This is a genomic window from Paenibacillus sp. UASWS1643, from assembly GCF_008693195.1.
GTDB classification, from domain to species: domain Bacteria; phylum Bacillota; class Bacilli; order Paenibacillales; family Paenibacillaceae; genus Paenibacillus; species Paenibacillus amylolyticus_B.
In genome coordinates, this window is sequence record NZ_VXKZ01000100.1 from 85,326 (window position 1) to 102,016 (window position 16,691).

General features: G+C 47.1%; 13 protein-coding genes. All 13 read left to right on the forward strand.

Annotation, left to right across the window (positions count from 1 at the left end; translation table 11 throughout):
- Nucleotides 1-23: 23 nt before the first annotated feature.
- Nucleotides 24-1,055: a TFIIB-type zinc ribbon-containing protein gene (locus FE296_RS08075; RefSeq protein WP_150364680.1), complete on the forward strand. Its 1,032-nt coding sequence runs from the start codon at nucleotides 24-26 to the stop codon at nucleotides 1,053-1,055.
- Nucleotides 1,052-1,855, forward strand: coding sequence for a TPM domain-containing protein (locus tag FE296_RS08080; RefSeq protein ID WP_150364681.1), 804 nt, complete (start codon nucleotides 1,052-1,054; stop codon nucleotides 1,853-1,855). The genes FE296_RS08075 and FE296_RS08080 overlap by 4 nt, the downstream gene beginning before the upstream one ends.
- Before the next feature lie 47 nt (nucleotides 1,856-1,902).
- Nucleotides 1,903-2,952, forward strand: coding sequence for an SPFH domain-containing protein (locus FE296_RS08085; protein ID WP_150364682.1), 1,050 nt, complete (start codon nucleotides 1,903-1,905; stop codon nucleotides 2,950-2,952).
- 244 nt (nucleotides 2,953-3,196) lie between these two features.
- Nucleotides 3,197-3,424 carry a DUF896 domain-containing protein gene (locus FE296_RS08090; protein WP_091012171.1) on the forward strand — a complete coding sequence of 76 codons (228 nt, stop codon included), beginning with the start codon at nucleotides 3,197-3,199 and terminating at the stop codon, nucleotides 3,422-3,424.
- A gap of 145 nt (nucleotides 3,425-3,569) precedes the next feature.
- Nucleotides 3,570-4,523 (forward strand): ring-cleaving dioxygenase, encoded by a 954-nt coding sequence (locus tag FE296_RS08095; protein WP_124118287.1) that lies wholly within the window; start codon nucleotides 3,570-3,572, stop codon nucleotides 4,521-4,523.
- 117 nt (nucleotides 4,524-4,640) lie between these two features.
- Complete coding sequence (locus FE296_RS08100; RefSeq protein ID WP_150364683.1) at nucleotides 4,641-5,729, forward strand: low temperature requirement protein A; 1,089 nt, start codon at nucleotides 4,641-4,643, stop codon at nucleotides 5,727-5,729.
- Nucleotides 5,730-6,186: 457 nt separating this feature from the next.
- Nucleotides 6,187-8,970: a glycoside hydrolase family 3 C-terminal domain-containing protein gene (locus FE296_RS08105; RefSeq protein WP_150364684.1), complete on the forward strand. Its 2,784-nt coding sequence runs from the start codon at nucleotides 6,187-6,189 to the stop codon at nucleotides 8,968-8,970.
- Between the two features lie 206 nt (nucleotides 8,971-9,176).
- Nucleotides 9,177-9,350: a hypothetical protein gene (locus FE296_RS08110; protein ID WP_223868809.1), complete on the forward strand. Its 174-nt coding sequence runs from the start codon at nucleotides 9,177-9,179 to the stop codon at nucleotides 9,348-9,350.
- A 457-nt stretch (nucleotides 9,351-9,807) separates the two neighbouring features.
- The gene (locus FE296_RS08115) at nucleotides 9,808-10,572 is read left to right on the forward strand and encodes a copper homeostasis protein CutC (protein WP_150364685.1); all 765 of its coding nucleotides are present in this window, start codon (nucleotides 9,808-9,810) and stop codon (nucleotides 10,570-10,572) included.
- Between the two features lie 30 nt (nucleotides 10,573-10,602).
- Nucleotides 10,603-12,063 (forward strand): alpha-L-fucosidase, encoded by a 1,461-nt coding sequence (locus tag FE296_RS08120; protein WP_150364686.1) that lies wholly within the window; start codon nucleotides 10,603-10,605, stop codon nucleotides 12,061-12,063.
- Between the two features lies 1 nt (nucleotide 12,064).
- Nucleotides 12,065-13,834: a glycoside hydrolase family 35 protein gene (locus FE296_RS08125; protein ID WP_150364687.1), complete on the forward strand. Its 1,770-nt coding sequence runs from the start codon at nucleotides 12,065-12,067 to the stop codon at nucleotides 13,832-13,834.
- 105 nt (nucleotides 13,835-13,939) lie between these two features.
- Nucleotides 13,940-14,806 (forward strand): sugar phosphate isomerase/epimerase family protein, encoded by an 867-nt coding sequence (locus FE296_RS08130; RefSeq protein WP_150364688.1) that lies wholly within the window; start codon nucleotides 13,940-13,942, stop codon nucleotides 14,804-14,806.
- Nucleotides 14,807-15,062: 256 nt separating this feature from the next.
- Nucleotides 15,063-16,121: a Gfo/Idh/MocA family protein gene (locus tag FE296_RS08135; RefSeq protein WP_150364689.1), complete on the forward strand. Its 1,059-nt coding sequence runs from the start codon at nucleotides 15,063-15,065 to the stop codon at nucleotides 16,119-16,121.
- The last annotated feature ends 570 nt before the right edge of the window (nucleotides 16,122-16,691 follow it).

Below are 16,691 nucleotides of genomic sequence, written 5' to 3' on the forward strand. Positions count from 1 at the left end.
TTCGTTAACATTGAGGTGAGCAGATGCCGGTTATTGAATATAAATGTCCAAACTGCGGCAGTGGTATGATCTTTGACAGTGTGTCAGGTGCATTATCCTGTCCCAGCTGCGGCCGCCAAGACAACATAGAGCAGATCCCCGATCCCTTGAAGAGACAAGTATTCACCGAAAATGAGGTCAAAGAATACCACTGTAACAGCTGCGGAGCTGACATTGTGACAGAACCGGAGACCAGTGCGACGACATGCAGTTTCTGCGGTGCAGCGGTTGTACTCAGTGATCGGCTGACGGGCAATCTGGCCCCCGCGATGGTGATTCCCTTTTCGATCAACAAGGATCAAGCCAAACAGGCTTTCAAAAAGTGGTGCAAAAACGGCCTCTTGACGCCAAGTGGCTTCATGTCCGCCGATCGTATTCAGAGCATTACGGGCATGTACGTCCCGTTCTGGTTGTTCGAGTTACATAACAAAATCGAAGTGCATGGTCGTGGCACCAAGGTCAGATCCTACACCCAGGGCGACTACCATTACACGGAAACACAGCATTTCGATATATACCGACGGATTCGGCTGAATTACGTGAACCTGCCCATTGATGCATCGGAGAAAATGAAGGATGAACTGATGGATAAGCTGGAGCCTTTCCCATATAACCAGCTGAAATTGTTCAAGACCCCGTATCTGGCGGGGTACATTGCGGAAAAATACAGTTATACAGACGAGGAACTTTTTCCACGGGCCAAGGATAAAACGAGGTCTTACATTGATTCTTATATTGCATCAACTGTATCCGGATATACCAGCGTGAGCTACACGGACAAACAGATTGATACCACGCTCAAAAATGCAGACTATGTGCTGCTCCCGGTGTGGATGGTCAACTATGACTACAATCGGGCACAGTATACCTTTGCCATGAATGGTCAGACAGGGAAAGTGGTCGGCAAACCGCCGATCAGCAAAGCCAAAGTGGCCGGATGGTTCGCAGGAGTATCTGCCGTCTCATTGCTGTCACTGAAGCTGGTCTCCTGGATGATGGGAGGTGGATTCTTATGAGAAAAAGAACTCCTCTGGTCGTCGTGATGGCTACGCTCATTTTACTTATGATCACCCTTGTTGCTCCGTTGATTCCCATGTCATCGGCATCCGCAGCGGAGAGCAAAAATCTCATCTACGATGAGGCCAACCTGCTGAGTGAGCAGGATAAGGTTGAGCTGAATGCACTTGCGAATCAGTATGGCGCGGAACGGCAGACGGACTTTGTTATTTTGACAACAAATAATGCTGAGAATCAGGATATCGTGCTCTTAACTGAAGATTTTTATGATAAGCAGGAGCTAGGGTACGACAAGAAATTTGGCAATGCTGTCATTTTAACGATGGATATGAATAATCGCGAAGTGTATCTGGCGGGATTTTATAAGGCAAAAGAATACCTGAGTGATCAGCGACTGGATTCTATCCGTAACCGGATTACCTCTGAGTTATCCAGTGGGGACTATAAACTCGCATTTGAGAAATATATTGAGCTCTCTTACAAATATATGGGGTACGAACCGGGTGTGAATCCGAACAACATTTTGTTCAACGGCTGGTTTCAGTTGGGAGTATCGGTAGTACTGGGCGGTATTGTTGTTGGCATGATGACCTATCGTTCCGGAGGGCGTGTCACGGTCAATCGTGCGACTTATGAGGATTCAAGCAATTCCAGTGTAATAGATCGTCAGGATCGTTATATCCGTACAACCGTAACCAAGCGCAAAATCGAGAAGAACAATAACAACGGCGGCGGAGGCGGCGGTGGAGGTACATCGCGAGGCGGTCACTCACATAGTGGAAGTAGAGGATCATTTTAATAACTACTGAGTATACGGATTTTCTAATAGAAGGGATGGGAACGAGTATGGGATTTTTCAGAAATCAGTTTTCGAATGTGGTGGAGTGGGAAGAGTTCAGAGATGACATGATATTTTGGAAATGGAGCAACCGGGAGATCAAGAAGGGGAGTAAACTCATTATCCGTTCGGGTCAGGACGCCATTTTCCTGAATAACGGTAAAGTGGAAGGGATTTTCGAGGACGAAGGATCATTTAATATCGATTCCGAGATCATTCCATTCCTTTCTACATTAAAAGGATTCAAATTTGGATTCAACAGCGGCATGCGGGTCGAAGTCTTGTTTGTAAACACAAAAGAGTTCACCGTGCGCTGGGGCACACAAAGTCCGGTGTTGATTCCAACACCACAACTCCCGGGCGGGATGCCGATTCGGGCCAACGGCACATTTAATTTTAAAGTAAGTGACTATGTGACCCTGATCGATAAGATTGCAGGCATCAAACAAAGTTATCTGGTGGAGGATGTCAAAATCCGAATCACTTCCGTGCTGGATCAGCTTCTAATGAAGTGGATTAGCCGCGAAGGGAAGGATATGTTCAACCTGCAGGCCAATGCATCGGATATTGCCAAAGGGATTCAGGAAGATCTGGATATGCAGATGATGGACATCGGCATTGGGATTACCGGTTTCCAAGTGATGAGTTTCAACTATCCAAAAGAGATTCAGGATATGATTACAAAGACCGCTTCGCACGAGATGATTGGTAATCTGCAAAAGTATCAACAGGTCAGCATGACAGACGGCATCTCATCCGGTAAAGTACAGGGCGGCGGCGCAGCTTCGGATATGGCGGGCATGATGATGGGTATGAACATGGCCAATGAAATGATGAAAAACATGAACCAGAACCAAGGCCAAAACCAGAACAACAACAACAATGCCAATTCGTCTCAGAATCAGAATGCCGACCAGAAGCCAGCGGGCAATAGCAACGGTGATTCAACTTCATCTTCATCAACAGAAGGCAACAAGAAGCCAAACTTCTGCCCGAACTGTGGAGCCAAAAATGAAGGAGCCAACTTCTGTCCGAACTGTGGTCAAAAGCTAGGCTAATAAAATAAATACATGAGGGCTAGTCCACTGGTTTAGATATCACGGGGCTAGCCCTTTTTGTTTGGATTCTTATCTCAAAGCGACATGACGTAAGGTGGAGAGCAGGTCCATTTATTTTAATTTTGATAAAAGAGTTGACAACTGATCACAAATCATTTATCTTTAACTTAAGATATTTAATTTAAATATAAATAACAACCAAAACAAATATCTTTAATCCATTACACAAGGAGAGATCAAGATGATGATCCCAACATTGACCAGAATTAATGAACTTGCAAGAAAAGCCAAAGAGGGCGGATTGACGGAGATGGAGAAAGAGGAACGGGTTAATCTTCGCCAGGAATATCTGCAAACTTTTCGCGGTTCGGTCAACGACATTCTCTTGAATGCAACCATCTATGATCCGAACGGCGATGACGTTACTCCTGATAAATTGAAACAAGAACAGGCCAATCAAAATAACAACTAGAATACAATTCGCTAGCTCATATATCTTAATTTAAAGATAATGCAAACTTACTATAAACCAATAAACTAACTCATTTAACCAACTCAAATATCTATAACACCTACTAAATTTAAAACATGCTTAACAAACCAAGGAGGAATTAATCATGACTATTCAAACAGCAGGTATTCACCATATTACAGCTTTCGCAGGAGATCCACAGGCCAACGTTGATTTTTATGCCGGAGTTCTGGGACTTCGTCTGGTGAAAAAAACAATCAACTTCGATGCACCTGATGTATATCATCTGTATTTTGGCGATGAGCACGGAAGCCCAGGTACCATCATTACCTTCTTCCCATCCGCTGGATCACCACGGGGGAAAATTGGCGGAGGTCAGGTCGGCATCACTTCCTATGTCATTCCTCCTGGGTCGATTGGCTTCTGGCAGAATCGGCTGGAACAGTATAACATTGAGGTAACCAAAACAAGTCGCTTTAATGAAAACCTGCTTCAATTCGAAGATGGCGAAGGCCTGCGGCTTGAGCTTGTTGAACGGGAAGAGGGAGCAACCAGCACTTGGGCACACGAAGGCATTCCAACAGATAAAGCAATCAAAGGCTTTGGTGGTGCTGTCCTGTTCAGTGTAAACCCGCAGAGAACGATGGATGCTCTTGAGAAAATTTTGGGATTTGTCAGAGTGAGTGAAAATGAAGAGTATGCCCGTTTCCGGTCCAGCGGGGATATCGGTAATGTCGTAGATGTTCCAGTGACCCGTATGGCTCTGGGTATGGGCGGCGCAGGAACCGTGCACCATATTGCATGGCGCGCCAAAGACGATGAAGAGCATGCACAGTGGAGTGAAGCTGTACGTGATTACGGGTACCAACCGACTCCAGTTCGGGATCGTCAGTACTTTAATGCAATTTACTTCAGAGAAGCTGGCGGCATTCTGTTTGAAATTGCTACAGATCCTCCGGGCTTTGCCAAAGATGAACCTGCTGATTCGCTTGGACAAAAATTGATGCTGCCAGAGTGGTTTGAGAAATACCGCCCTCAAATTGAGGACAATCTGCAACCGATCGAAGTCAGAACGCTCGTACCTGCTACAGTACAATGAAGTAAGGTAGATGGCGCTCAGAGTTTTTCCTCTGGGCGCGTCACCAGGTCAGCGGGAAGGTAACTGAGTTAGCAACAGGCGTTGTATTATGAGAAAAACCTAAAGGAGCAACGAAGGATGATGGAGAAAAAGGTTACCTGGCTGGAGCTGTTTTACGATCTGCTCTTTGTAGCAGCGGTCTCCAAAGCGGGTCATGTCTTGTTACATGCCGAACATGGAGTAATTACGTTTGAATATTTAATGAAGTTTGTGCTTATTTTTATCCCTGTTTGGTGGGCATGGGTCGGTCAGACCTTGTTTATTAACCGCTATGGTCAAGATATTCTGATCCATCGAATATTCCTCATCCTTCAGCTTCTGTCCGTTATGGTCATGACGGCGAGCCTCTCTACCCATTTTGACCAGTACTACCTGTCCTTCTTCATCGGATATATCGGCTCACGGGCATTTACGGCGATTCAGTATCTGACGGCTCACAAGTCAAAAGGCGAGCATCAGCAGCAAGCGGCTCGTTACTTGGGTATCTGTTTCCTTATTGGCATATTGATCTCATCAGGTTCATTGTTCTTCGATTCCTGGTTACGCTACGTGATTTTGTATGCGGGGATTGCTGTGGACATCGTACTTCCGTTGATTGGACGCAAAAATCTGGTGAAAGTACCGGTTCAGACCCATCACTTGTTGGAACGTTTTGCGCTCTTTACACTTATCCTGCTGGGTGAATCGGTGGTAAGCATTATCGCTGTGTTGCAAGCCGATCATTGGGATATGAAATCCATTCTGTTTGCCGCCTTTACATCCATATTTGTCATTGCGATATGGTGGCAATACTTCGACAATGTGGAGAAAAAAGTCAGCAAAGAGATTCAGACTGCCGGGCAAGCGATCATATACGGTCATCTGTTCATCTACATCTCCATGAGTATGATCGCTGCCTCAATTCAGCTGTTATATCAAAATCAGCTAAACTATGTGTTCATGATAGGATTTGTATTTGGATCAGCGCTACTATATTTCTTGTCGACCTCACTTGTGTTCCATCGTTACAGACACGCACATCTACGACTCCGGCCACGTCATCTGGCAGTCATGGTGGGGTTACTGGTAGCATTTGTCCTTGTTGATCTGGTCTACCGGGTTCCGGGTTATGTCATCATGGGCGAAGACATGTTATTCTTCCTGGTGTATGCGAAACTTACGACTTGATATAAGTAATATAAAATGAAGAAAAGTCACGGACAACAGGTGTCCGTGGCTTTTTATTATGCCACTAATTGTGAACAAGTCTTAATTATATCAATAAAGCACAAATCTAATTTAATTTCTCCGATAGAATCTGTTAATATGAGACTATGTACAAGTGAATCTACCAGATCATAGAATATCTTTTATATAAAATGAGTGTACGTTTTGTTATATAAATTGAACTAAACATTTACACGAAACGGAGAGGACAGAAAAAACCTGAAGAAGCGAAAGCGTTCGCCTTTATCCCCGGATTTTCCCCATATAAGGGGGATTCATAAAATCTGGGGATAACAGCGATCGGAAGGTTATTCTGTCATCGGAGTGTCCAGTGTAAATATTCTTTAGTTCAATTTATATAGTTCATTTTATATATAGCGATTCGTAGATTTGGGGATGACAATCAGGAGGGAAATCATTGAGCACACATCAAATCGGAGTTCCATTGGAAGGGTTTGCAGAGTTTAGTCGTACGGTTGCCGCAGAAGGAGCCGTTTTACTCAGAAATGAAGGCCAAGTGCTTCCACTTCGTGAAAACGAAAACGTTTCAGTTTTTGGACGGATTCAAGTCAATTATTATCGGAGCGGCACGGGTTCAGGCGGTAGTGTTCATGTGGCCTACACAACGAATCTATTGGATGGTCTGCGCAGCAAAAAGAATATAACGGTCAATGAAGAGCTGGCAGCTGTCTATGAGAAGTGGATTGAGGAAAATCCATTTGATGATGGCGGAAAAGTATGGGCGGCCGAGCCATGGAATCAGAAAGAAATGCCTTTGACGGATGAACTGGTTGCACAGGCTAGAAGCAAATCCAGCAAAGCCATTATCGTGATTGGACGTACAGCAGGAGAAGACCAGGATAATGCGGATGCGCCAGGAAGTTACCAACTGACAGAAGATGAGAAAGCGATGTTGAAGCAAGTTACTTCGCAGTTTGAACACACAATCGTTGTGTTGAATGTCTCAAATATCATCGACATGAGCTGGTTAAACGAAACGTATCTACATCCGATCCAAGGCGTAATTTACTCCTGGCATGGCGGTATGGAGGGTGGTAATGCGATTGCCGATGTGCTGGCGGGGGACGTTACACCAAGCGGTAAACTGACAGATACAATTGCTTATTCCATTGAAGATTACCCTTCGACAAGCAACTACGGCAATGAGTTCAAGAACCTGTATCAGGAAGATATCTATGTAGGTTATCGTTATTTCGAAACGTTTCGACCTGAGCGCGTTCAGTTTGAATTCGGTTACGGCCTGTCTTATACGACGTTTTTGGCCCAGCACGAAGAAGCAAAATCCGTGTCCAAAGACGGCGAAACCTACATTGAAGTTCGTGTAAATGTGACTAACTCAGGCACTACATACGCGGGCAAAGAGGTTGTGCAAGTCTATTATGAAGCCCCGCAAGGCAAACTGGGACAACCGGTAAAAGCTTTGGTGGCTTTTGGCAAAACAGGATTGTTGCAGCCGGGCGAGTCAGAACTTCTGACGATCAGTTTCCCGATCCATGCCATGGCATCTTACGATGATGCGGGTGTTACGGGTCATGCTTCCGCATACGTTCTGGAAGAAGGCACATACCGATTGCATGTAGGAACCAGTGTGAAACAAGTGCAGCACGTCAGCGTTGATGGCCAGGATGGCTATAGTATTGAATCTCTTCAATTGGTGGAGCAACTGCAAGAAGCGATGGCCCCAACGGAAGATTTTACACGGATGAAACCAGGTTCGCGCAAGGAAGATGGATCTTATGAACTGACTTATGCAGAAGTACCGAAACGTAAGATATCCATGGCGAACCGGATTGAGCAGAATCTCCCGCAAACGCTGGAGCAGACGGGTAATCAGGGCCACAAGCTGAGTGACGTTAAGGCTGGCAAAGTGAGTCTGGAAACCTTCATCGCTCAACTGAGTGATCATGATCTGGCGGCGATTGTCCGTGGAGAAGGCATGAGCAGTCCGCTCGTTACTTCGGGGACGGCATCTGCATTTGGTGGTGTCAGCGACAGCCTGTTTAACTACGGTATTCCGGTAGCATGTACGGCAGATGGCCCATCCGGTATTCGTATGGATAGTGGCGAGAAGGCAACACAGGTATCCATTGGTACGTTGCTTGCGGCGACATGGAACAAGGATCTTGTTGAAGAGTTGTATGTGATGGAAGGACAGGAATTGCTGAGAAATCAGGTGGATACCCTGCTCGGACCTGGACTCAATATCCGCCGGAGCCCGCTCAATGGCCGGAACTTTGAGTACTTCTCCGAAGATCCACTGATCTCGGGTGTATTTGCCGCAGCATGTACAAAAGGTATCATGAAGGGTGGTTCCAATGCCACACTGAAACACTTTGCCTGCAACAATCAGGAGAAACACCGCAGTAAAGTAGATGCTGTTGTCTCTGAGCGCGCACTGCGTGAAATTTACCTGAAAGGGTTCGAAATCGCTGTAAAAGAAGGCGGAGCGAACTCCATCATGACTTCCTACAACCCGGTTAACGGACACTGGGCAGCATCTAACTATGACCTGAACACCACAATTCTGCGCGGCGAATGGAATTTTGAAGGAATCGTAATGACCGACTGGTGGGCGATTATGAACGATGTGACCGAAGGTGGAGAAGCGGATCGCAAATACACCAACTGGATGATCCGTGCGCAGAATGATCTCTACATGGTTGTACCGAACTACGGCGCAGAGATCAATGGCTGGGACGACAACACGATTGAATCCTTGGAAAATGGAACATTGACTCGCGGAGAGCTGCAACGCTCGGCGATCAACATCTGCAAGTTCATCATGAATGCACCGGTGTCCGGCAGAAAACATGAAATCGTGGAGAACGTCGCTTCGTTCCAAGCGAATGCATCCCTATCTGCTGCAAAAGCTCAGGATCTGGTTGAGAACGCACAGGTGAAACCTGCGGTAGCTGAACCCGTCCATATGAAAGTGAGCGAGGCCGGCCATTATCGGATTATCGTACAGATCATGTCCCCTGAGCCGGAACTTGCTCAAAGTGCATGTAACCTGCTCCTGAATGACCAGTTGGTAACCACCATTCAAACAAATGGTACGGAAGGTAAATGGATCAGACAGAAACTTGTCAAAGTAGACCTTGAAGCAGGACTGTATGAATTGAAACTGGACTTCACCAAACCAGGCCTCCAGATTGATTGGATCGAATTCAAGCAGGTGTAGAAGATAATCGAAATATCAGGTGATAAGAGCAATCGAAAGGTTGTTCTGTCATCCAAAGCAGAATACGTTGGTATATGACAAAGGACACTGTACGCGGGTGTCCTTTGTTGTAACACAGAATAGCTACTGTTATGATAGTGTTATGAAATTCGTAGTTCTGAACAATGGGGTCAGGGGTGTTGCTAGGAATGAGAAATTATAATTTTTTGAGTCCAATCCTGCTGGTTGTGGTGGCGCTGATTGTAAGAGGCCTAGTGACTAACCTGGGAGTTCTTTTCGGATTATCACAAGAAGTAGCGAGTAATATTGCCATGATAGCCATGATTATTGCTGCTCTGATTATGTTTAATCGAATGACGAAGGCTCGGCGTAAAAAATAGAAAAAGCTCAGATAACCAGAAGGTTATCCAAGACATGAAGACACCCTCCGGGTGTCTTTTTTGTATTGACGTACTGATCCTAACGTTTTAGACTATTGCTAATAAATAATAACATTATAAATAACAAAAATAACAAAAATAACAAAATGATTCAACAAAGCACATAAAATACGTTGCACTCTCTATTTGCTAGCCCAATCCGGTACCCAAAGGAGAATCCATTCATGAAGATCATTGCCGACAAACCATATATCGTTCAGGAAGGTCAGCCTTTTCGGATTGCGTTCTGGAAGCTGACCGTTGCCCACAATGATGAAGAAGGACCGCAGGAGCGCTGATGAAGTGTTCATTCGGTCCTTTATGTCATGGATTAGGCTGTGTGCAGTGCGAGTGATGGGTATCGGTACGGGTTACCGGTGCTGGAATAATCTACGATGAATTGAGGGGAGCAATCCTTATGAAAAGACAGCCTGTATTGGAAGTCATCGCTGTGGATGTAGAAGATGCCAAGGCAGCTGAGGAGGGAGGAGCCGATCGGATTGAGCTGGTGTCTGCGATGTCTGAAGGGGGACTTACCCCCAGTTATGGTGTCATGGAGCAAGTGCTGTCCCAACTCTCCATTCCGGTGTATATCATGATCCGTCCCCATAGCCGCTCGTTCCGCTATAGCGCAGATGACATCCACGCCATGACCCGGGATGTACGCGTGGCGAGGGAACTTGGAGCCGCTGGCATCGTGATCGGCGCTCTTACAGGAGCTGGTGAAGTCGACCTCATATCCTTGCAATCATGTATGGCCGAAGCTCAGGGTCTGGGCGTTACGTTTCATCGTGCAATTGATGTGAGCACAAGCCTGAATGAGGCGCTCAAGACCATTAACACATTGGGCAACGTGGAGCGTGTGCTTACATCGGGAGGGAAACAGACAGCGCCTGAAGCGATGCTAGAACTGAAACAACTTCAGCAATTGGGGCAAACCCTGAATATCGCTGTCATGGCTGGCTCTGGGGTAACCGTAGACGGGATTCAGACCCTCGTCCAACAAACGGGTATCACGGAAATCCATATGGGATCAGGCGTGAGGTACGAAGGCAGCTTCGAACATCCCATTGATCCACAAATGGTCGCAGAAGCCCAGCAGCAGTTATTGCTTGCATCACAGCCATTCATGGACAGTAGTGCAATGAGTAGTGGTCCAAGCAAGGGTGGTCTAGTGACATAGGGATGCGCTAAATAAAAGGAGTGATACGCCATGAATTATGAACTGCAACCAGCCGAATGGATTAAGTCCGCAGCACAGGTCATCCCATCCGAACGCCAGCTGAGATGGCAGGAGATGGAGTTCTACGCGTTTATTCATTTTACGGTAAATACATTTACGGATCAGGAATGGGGCACTGGGGAGGAAGACCCGTTGATCTTCAATCCTTCTGAACTGAGCGCAGCGCAATGGGTGCAGGCATGCAAGGCTGCCGGGATGAAGGGGCTGATTTTGACGTGTAAGCATCATGATGGATTTTGTTTGTGGCCAAGTCAGTTTACAGCCCACACGGTCGCGGCCAGTCCATGGAGGAACGGTGCGGGGGATTTGGTTCAGGAAGTCGCCGATGCCTGCCGTGAGGGTGGATTAAAGTTTGGCGTGTACCTGTCTCCTTGGGATCGGCATGAAGCCACTTATGGAGATGCCGAGAGGTATAACGAGTTTTTCCTCCATCAGTTGCGCGAGCTGCTCACGAATTATGGCGACATCTTCTGTGTATGGTTTGATGGTGCATGTGGTGAGGGTCCAAATGGCAAAAGGCAGGTCTATGACTGGGACGCCTATTATGCGCTTATTCGTGAACTTCAGCCCGAAGCTGTCATCTCGGTATGCGGCCCGGATGTACGTTGGTGTGGCAATGAAGCGGGACACACACGGGAATCGGAATGGAGCGTTGTGCCAGCGCATATGCAGGATAATGAGAAGATTCAGGAGCAATCGCAGCAGGTGGATGATGGTGAGTTTGTAACAAGAGTCAATACACAGGACAGTGATTTGGGAAGCCGAGAGGCCATTCGTTCCCAAGGTGACCAACTGATCTGGTACCCTGCCGAGGTGAATACCTCAATTCGCCCAGGATGGTTCTATCATGCCAGTGAAGATGACCAGGTCAAAACACTGGAAGAACTGCTCGCCGTTTATTACGGCGCAGTGGGGGGCAACGCCACCTTTTTGCTCAATCTGCCACCGGATACGCGTGGTCTCATTCATGAACGGGATGTGGAGCGACTACAGGAATTGGGAGATTCACTGCGCACTATTTTTCAGGAAAATTTCGCCTTGCAGGCGCTAGTAAAAGCATCGGAGACGATGGATGAACAACATGCCGTATCGGAAGTGCTGACGGAACGCCGGGAAACGTATTGGTGTCCTCACGAAGGAACGGAGCAGGCTTGGATCGAGCTGGATTTGCAGGAGGAACGATCGTTTGACCGGGTGGTGCTGATGGAACATATCCAGACAGGCCAACGGATTGAGCGTTTTACACTGGAGTCGCAGAGGGCAGATGGTGGTTGGGAAGAGTTTTACAAGGGGACGGTGGTGGGGCATAAGCGAATTTGTTGTTTCCCACAGGTCACATCGAGAAAGATGCGATTAAGCATTCATGAATCCAGATGGTATCCTACGTTGTCCGGGTTAGGCATATATCTGAGCGAGTGGGGAGGGTTGTAAAATGGCGTTGCTAACGTATAAAGGTTCACAATTCATGTATGATGGCGAGCCCATTCGGATTCTGTCGGGTGCCATCCATTATTTCAGAGTGGTCCCCGAATATTGGGAGGATCGGCTACTCAAGTTGAAAGCCTGCGGCTTCAACACAGTGGAAACGTATGTGCCATGGAATGTTCATGAGCCGCAACCGGGGCAGTATTGTTTTGAAGGTTTGGCTGATCTGGAACGATTTATTCGCATTGCGGGAGATGTGGGTCTGCATGTGATTGTTCGTCCAAGTCCTTATATATGTGCCGAGTGGGAGTTTGGCGGATTACCCGCCTGGCTGCTTGCCGATGATGAAATTCGTCTGCGGTGTAATAATGCAAAATTTCTGAAGCATGTGGATCGTTATTATGATGTGCTTTTGCCCAAATTGAAACCTCTTCTGAGCACCCATGGCGGGCCGATCATTGCAATGCAAATTGAAAATGAGTACGGCAGCTTCGGGAACGACGCGAGTTACCTGCAATATTTACGTGATGGCATGGTAGCACGCGGTATGGATGTGTTGTTATTTACCTCGGACGGACCGACGGACCATATGCTGCAAGCGGGATCAATCCCGGGGCATCTGGCTACAGTTAATTTTGGATCAGGAACGGAAGAAGCGTTCGCCAAGCTGCGTGAATATCAGACGGACGGACCTTTAATGTGCATGGAGTACTGGAACGGCTGGTTTGACCACTGGGGCGAGTCGCATCACACCCGAGAAGCTGCAGATGTGGCTGGTGTGTTTGAGGAGATGCTCCGGGCAGGTGCTTCGGTTAACTTTTATATGTTCCACGGCGGAACAAACTTCGGATTTTACAACGGGGCGAACTGTCAGCAGAAGGATCAATACGAACCAACGATTACAAGTTACGACTATGATTCACTGCTCAGTGAATCCGGGGAGCCGACAGCAAAATTTCATGCCGTACGTGATCTTATTGCTCGGTATGACAACAAAGATATGGGTGAGCTTGTGCTGCCAGAATCAAAGGGAACCATCGCCTATGGGCGAGTGGAGTTGAATCAGCAGGCGTCATTACTTACACAATTGGACCAGATATCGGCCCCGGTGCAACGTACGAATCCGGAACCGATGGAGAAGCTGGGTCAGGATTATGGATTTATTTGTTATCAAACCCGAATATCCGGGCCCAGGGAGCGACAGGAACTGGTGGTTCAGGAGGTGCATGACCGTGCGCTTGTGTTTGTTGATGGGCAATTTCAAGGTGTGCTCGAACGGGGGAATACGGAATTATCGGTATCCTTTGAAGTACCGCCAGAGGGCGCAGAACTATTAATCTTTGTCGAAAATATGGGGCGAATCAACTATGGTCCATACCTGAGAGATCCGAAGGGGATTACGGAGGGGGTGCGACATGGCTTTCAATTTCTATATGATTGGACGATTCATTGTCTGCCTTTAACTGATCTGTCTGGCTTGCATTTCAGCGATGTGATTAGCGAAGCAATTAACGAAGTCCAGGGACCGGCATTTTATCAAGGAAAGTTTCATATCACGGATGTAAGAGATACTTTTCTGCGACTGGATAACTGGACCAAAGGGGTTATATTTGTAAACGGATTCAATCTGGGTCGCTACTGGAATAAAGGACCGCAAAAAACACTGTATGTACCAGTCCCGCTCCTTCGTGAAGGTGAGAATGAAATCATCGTACTCGAGCTTCATCAGACGTCTGAACTGGCCGTAACGTTTGTGGATACACCGGATTTGGGTTAGAAAAAGGAAAATAGGGGAGCCAAACGATTATTGAGAATTGTCGTGTCCGCCGGAAAAAGGTATACGTTGGGTATGGACATCGACTACAGGAGAGGATGAGGGAAAATGAAAGTTGGACTCAGCACCTACAGTCTGCAACAAGCACTGGATCGCAAAGAATTAACCGTGCCTGATGCCATTCGCTGGATTGCTGATCAGGGCGGGGAACATGTGGAGATTGTTCCAATGGGATTCAGTCTGATCAATAATCCGGAATTAATTGATGAGATCAAAGCTGTGGCAAAAGAGGTAGGGATCGACATTTCCAATTATGCCATCGGCGCTAACTTTGTTGTGCAGGAGGACGCCGAAGCGTTGGAGCAAGAGATACAGAATGTGATGCGACATGTGGATGTGGCTGCTGCGTTGGGTGTAAAGCTGATGCGTCATGACGTGGCTTTCCGCCCTGCACCAGAGGGAACTGTAGCACAGTTCGAGATCGACCTACCGGTACTGGTGAAAGCCTGTCAGCGGATAGCCGATTATGCAGCGGGTTTTGGAATCACAACAAGCGTGGAGAACCATGGGTACTATGTGCAGTCGAGTGAGCGAATTCAGCGTTTGTTACACGAAACGGCGCGGAGCAACTTCAAAACCACACTGGATGTTGGCAATTTCCTCTGCGTGGATGAAGATCCGGTGAGTGCCGTGAAAAATAACATTCCATACGCGTCGATCGTGCACGCCAAAGACTTCTACTGGAGACCTTCCTACCGGAACCCCGGTGAAGGCTGGTTCCAAACCTCGCATGGCAATTACCTGCGCGGCGCCATTGTGGGCCATGGCGATATCAACATGCCTGAAGTTTTCCGTGTGTTGAAACAATCCGGATATGACGGATATATCTCGGTTGAATTTGAAGGCATGGAAGAATGCAAAACGGCCTCACGCATTGCCATGGATAACGTCCGCCGCCTATGGGAAGAGGCATAGGGCTGAGTACTTGTTTTAAATGAAATAGGACTTGTTATGTATGGCTCAAACAGAAAGTTAATTCAGTCAGAAAAAGTAGTGGAGGGGGCGAAATCGATTCTGAAGAAGCGAAGCGTGCGCCTTTATCCCCGGATTTCCCCTTTGCAAAAAGGTAAGTGAAGAAATCTGGGGATAAGAGCGATCGGAAGAACGATTCGCAACCGGAACGTCTACTCTGCAGAACTTTAATTATTTTATTTATGGAGGAATCAGTACTATGTCCAAATTAAAAGTCGCCGTCATCGGTGCCGGATCCATATCCGATTGCCATTTGCAAGCCTACGCCAGTAACCCGGACGTTGAAATATACGCGATCTGCGACCTGAATGCAGAACGTGCCGCAGAAGTCGCGAAGCAATATAATGCACCTCATGTGTTTACCGAGTATAAAGAACTACTGGCAATGCCCGAGATCCATTCCGTCAGCATCTGTACATGGAACGATTCCCATGCCGAGATTAGCATTGCTGCTCTGGACGCGGGCAAAAACGTGTTATGTGAAAAACCACTCTGCCAGACGGTGGAGGATGCGCTCGAAGTAGAGAAGGCAGTTCACCGCAGCGGAAAGCTGCTGCAAGTTGGTTTTGTTCGCCGCTATAGCGACAATGCACAGATTCTGAAGAAGTTCATCGATGAGGGTGAACTGGGCGAGATCTACTATGCCAAAGCCTCCAGTCTGCGTCGTCTGGGCAATCCAGGTGGCTGGTTCTCGGATATCAACCGCTCCGGCGGCGGCCCACTAATCGATATCGGGGTGCATGTAATCGATATTTGCTGGTATCTGATGGGCAGACCGAAGGTGAAATCCGTCTCCGCTAACGTGTCCAACCGATTGGGGAACCGCTCGAACATTAACAATCTGTCGTTCTACAAAGCGGCAGACTACGACGCGGAACAGAACACTGTTGAGGATATGGCAAATGCCCTGATTCGTTTCGAGAATGGTGCGAGCCTGCTCGTGGATGTCAGCTTCACGCTCCATGCCAAAGCAGATGAGACTTCGGTCAAACTATATGGCGACAAAGGCGGTGCCGAGCTGGAGCCGGAAATTTCAATTATTGGTGAGAAATTCAACACCATTTTGAACATGACTCCACAGGTAGATTTCAAATCTTTCGACTTTATGGGCTCATTTCGCAATGAAATCAACCATTTTATCGACAGCACACAGGGCCGCAAAGAAACACTTAGCCCCGTCGAGGACGGCGTCGAAGTGATGAAAATGCTCTGCGCCATCTACGAATCGGCACGCCAAGGCCGCGAAATCACACTGTAAAGATAGAATGGTATGGCGTTGTTACGCTACGTTGTTACTTTACTGCTCCCATGGCATTAAAAGTTATGAGCACTTCATTCGCCAAGATCAGCCAGTTTACATTCCCTTAGAGGCAAGAGGAGAATCTGGGGGGCATAGTAATTGGGAAGGCACCACAATCGGATCGATGAAGCAACTACGCCCTTTATGTGTTGAACTTTTAAACTTACCATTTAAGCCAAAACGGAGAATAAAAAAAACCAATCCGAAGCAGCGAAGCGCGCACTCTCTGTCCTTGGATTTCCCTATAGAAATGAGGGGAATAAGGGGTTCATAGTGATTGAAGATGCCACCACAATCGAGATAACAAAGTTACTACGCCCCTTAATAGTTAAACTAAGCGTTTACGCCAAAACGGAGAGTGCAGAACCAATCTGAAGAAGCAAAGTGCTCGCCTTTATCACCGGATTTCCAACAATTATAAAGTGAAATAAAAGAAATCCGGGGATAACAGCGATCGAAAGATGGTACTGCAATCGGAGTGACCAGACGTAACATGCATGGTTTATCTTTTATCTAATCCAAAGGAGA

Coding starts and splice junctions, on each gene's coding strand:
- FE296_RS08125 (WP_150364687.1), top strand. CDS start 12,065: ATGGCGTTGCTAACGTATAAAGGTTCACAATTCATGTATGATGGCGAG.
- FE296_RS08080 (WP_150364681.1), top strand. CDS start 1,052: ATGAGAAAAAGAACTCCTCTGGTCGTCGTGATGGCTACGCTCATTTTA.
- FE296_RS08100 (WP_150364683.1), top strand. CDS start 4,641: ATGATGGAGAAAAAGGTTACCTGGCTGGAGCTGTTTTACGATCTGCTC.
- FE296_RS08130 (WP_150364688.1), top strand. CDS start 13,940: ATGAAAGTTGGACTCAGCACCTACAGTCTGCAACAAGCACTGGATCGC.
- FE296_RS08120 (WP_150364686.1), top strand. CDS start 10,603: ATGAATTATGAACTGCAACCAGCCGAATGGATTAAGTCCGCAGCACAG.
- FE296_RS08135 (WP_150364689.1), top strand. CDS start 15,063: ATGTCCAAATTAAAAGTCGCCGTCATCGGTGCCGGATCCATATCCGAT.
- FE296_RS08115 (WP_150364685.1), top strand. CDS start 9,808: ATGAAAAGACAGCCTGTATTGGAAGTCATCGCTGTGGATGTAGAAGAT.
- FE296_RS08090 (WP_091012171.1), top strand. CDS start 3,197: ATGATCCCAACATTGACCAGAATTAATGAACTTGCAAGAAAAGCCAAA.
- FE296_RS08095 (WP_124118287.1), top strand. CDS start 3,570: ATGACTATTCAAACAGCAGGTATTCACCATATTACAGCTTTCGCAGGA.
- FE296_RS08085 (WP_150364682.1), top strand. CDS start 1,903: ATGGGATTTTTCAGAAATCAGTTTTCGAATGTGGTGGAGTGGGAAGAG.
- FE296_RS08075 (WP_150364680.1), top strand. CDS start 24: ATGCCGGTTATTGAATATAAATGTCCAAACTGCGGCAGTGGTATGATC.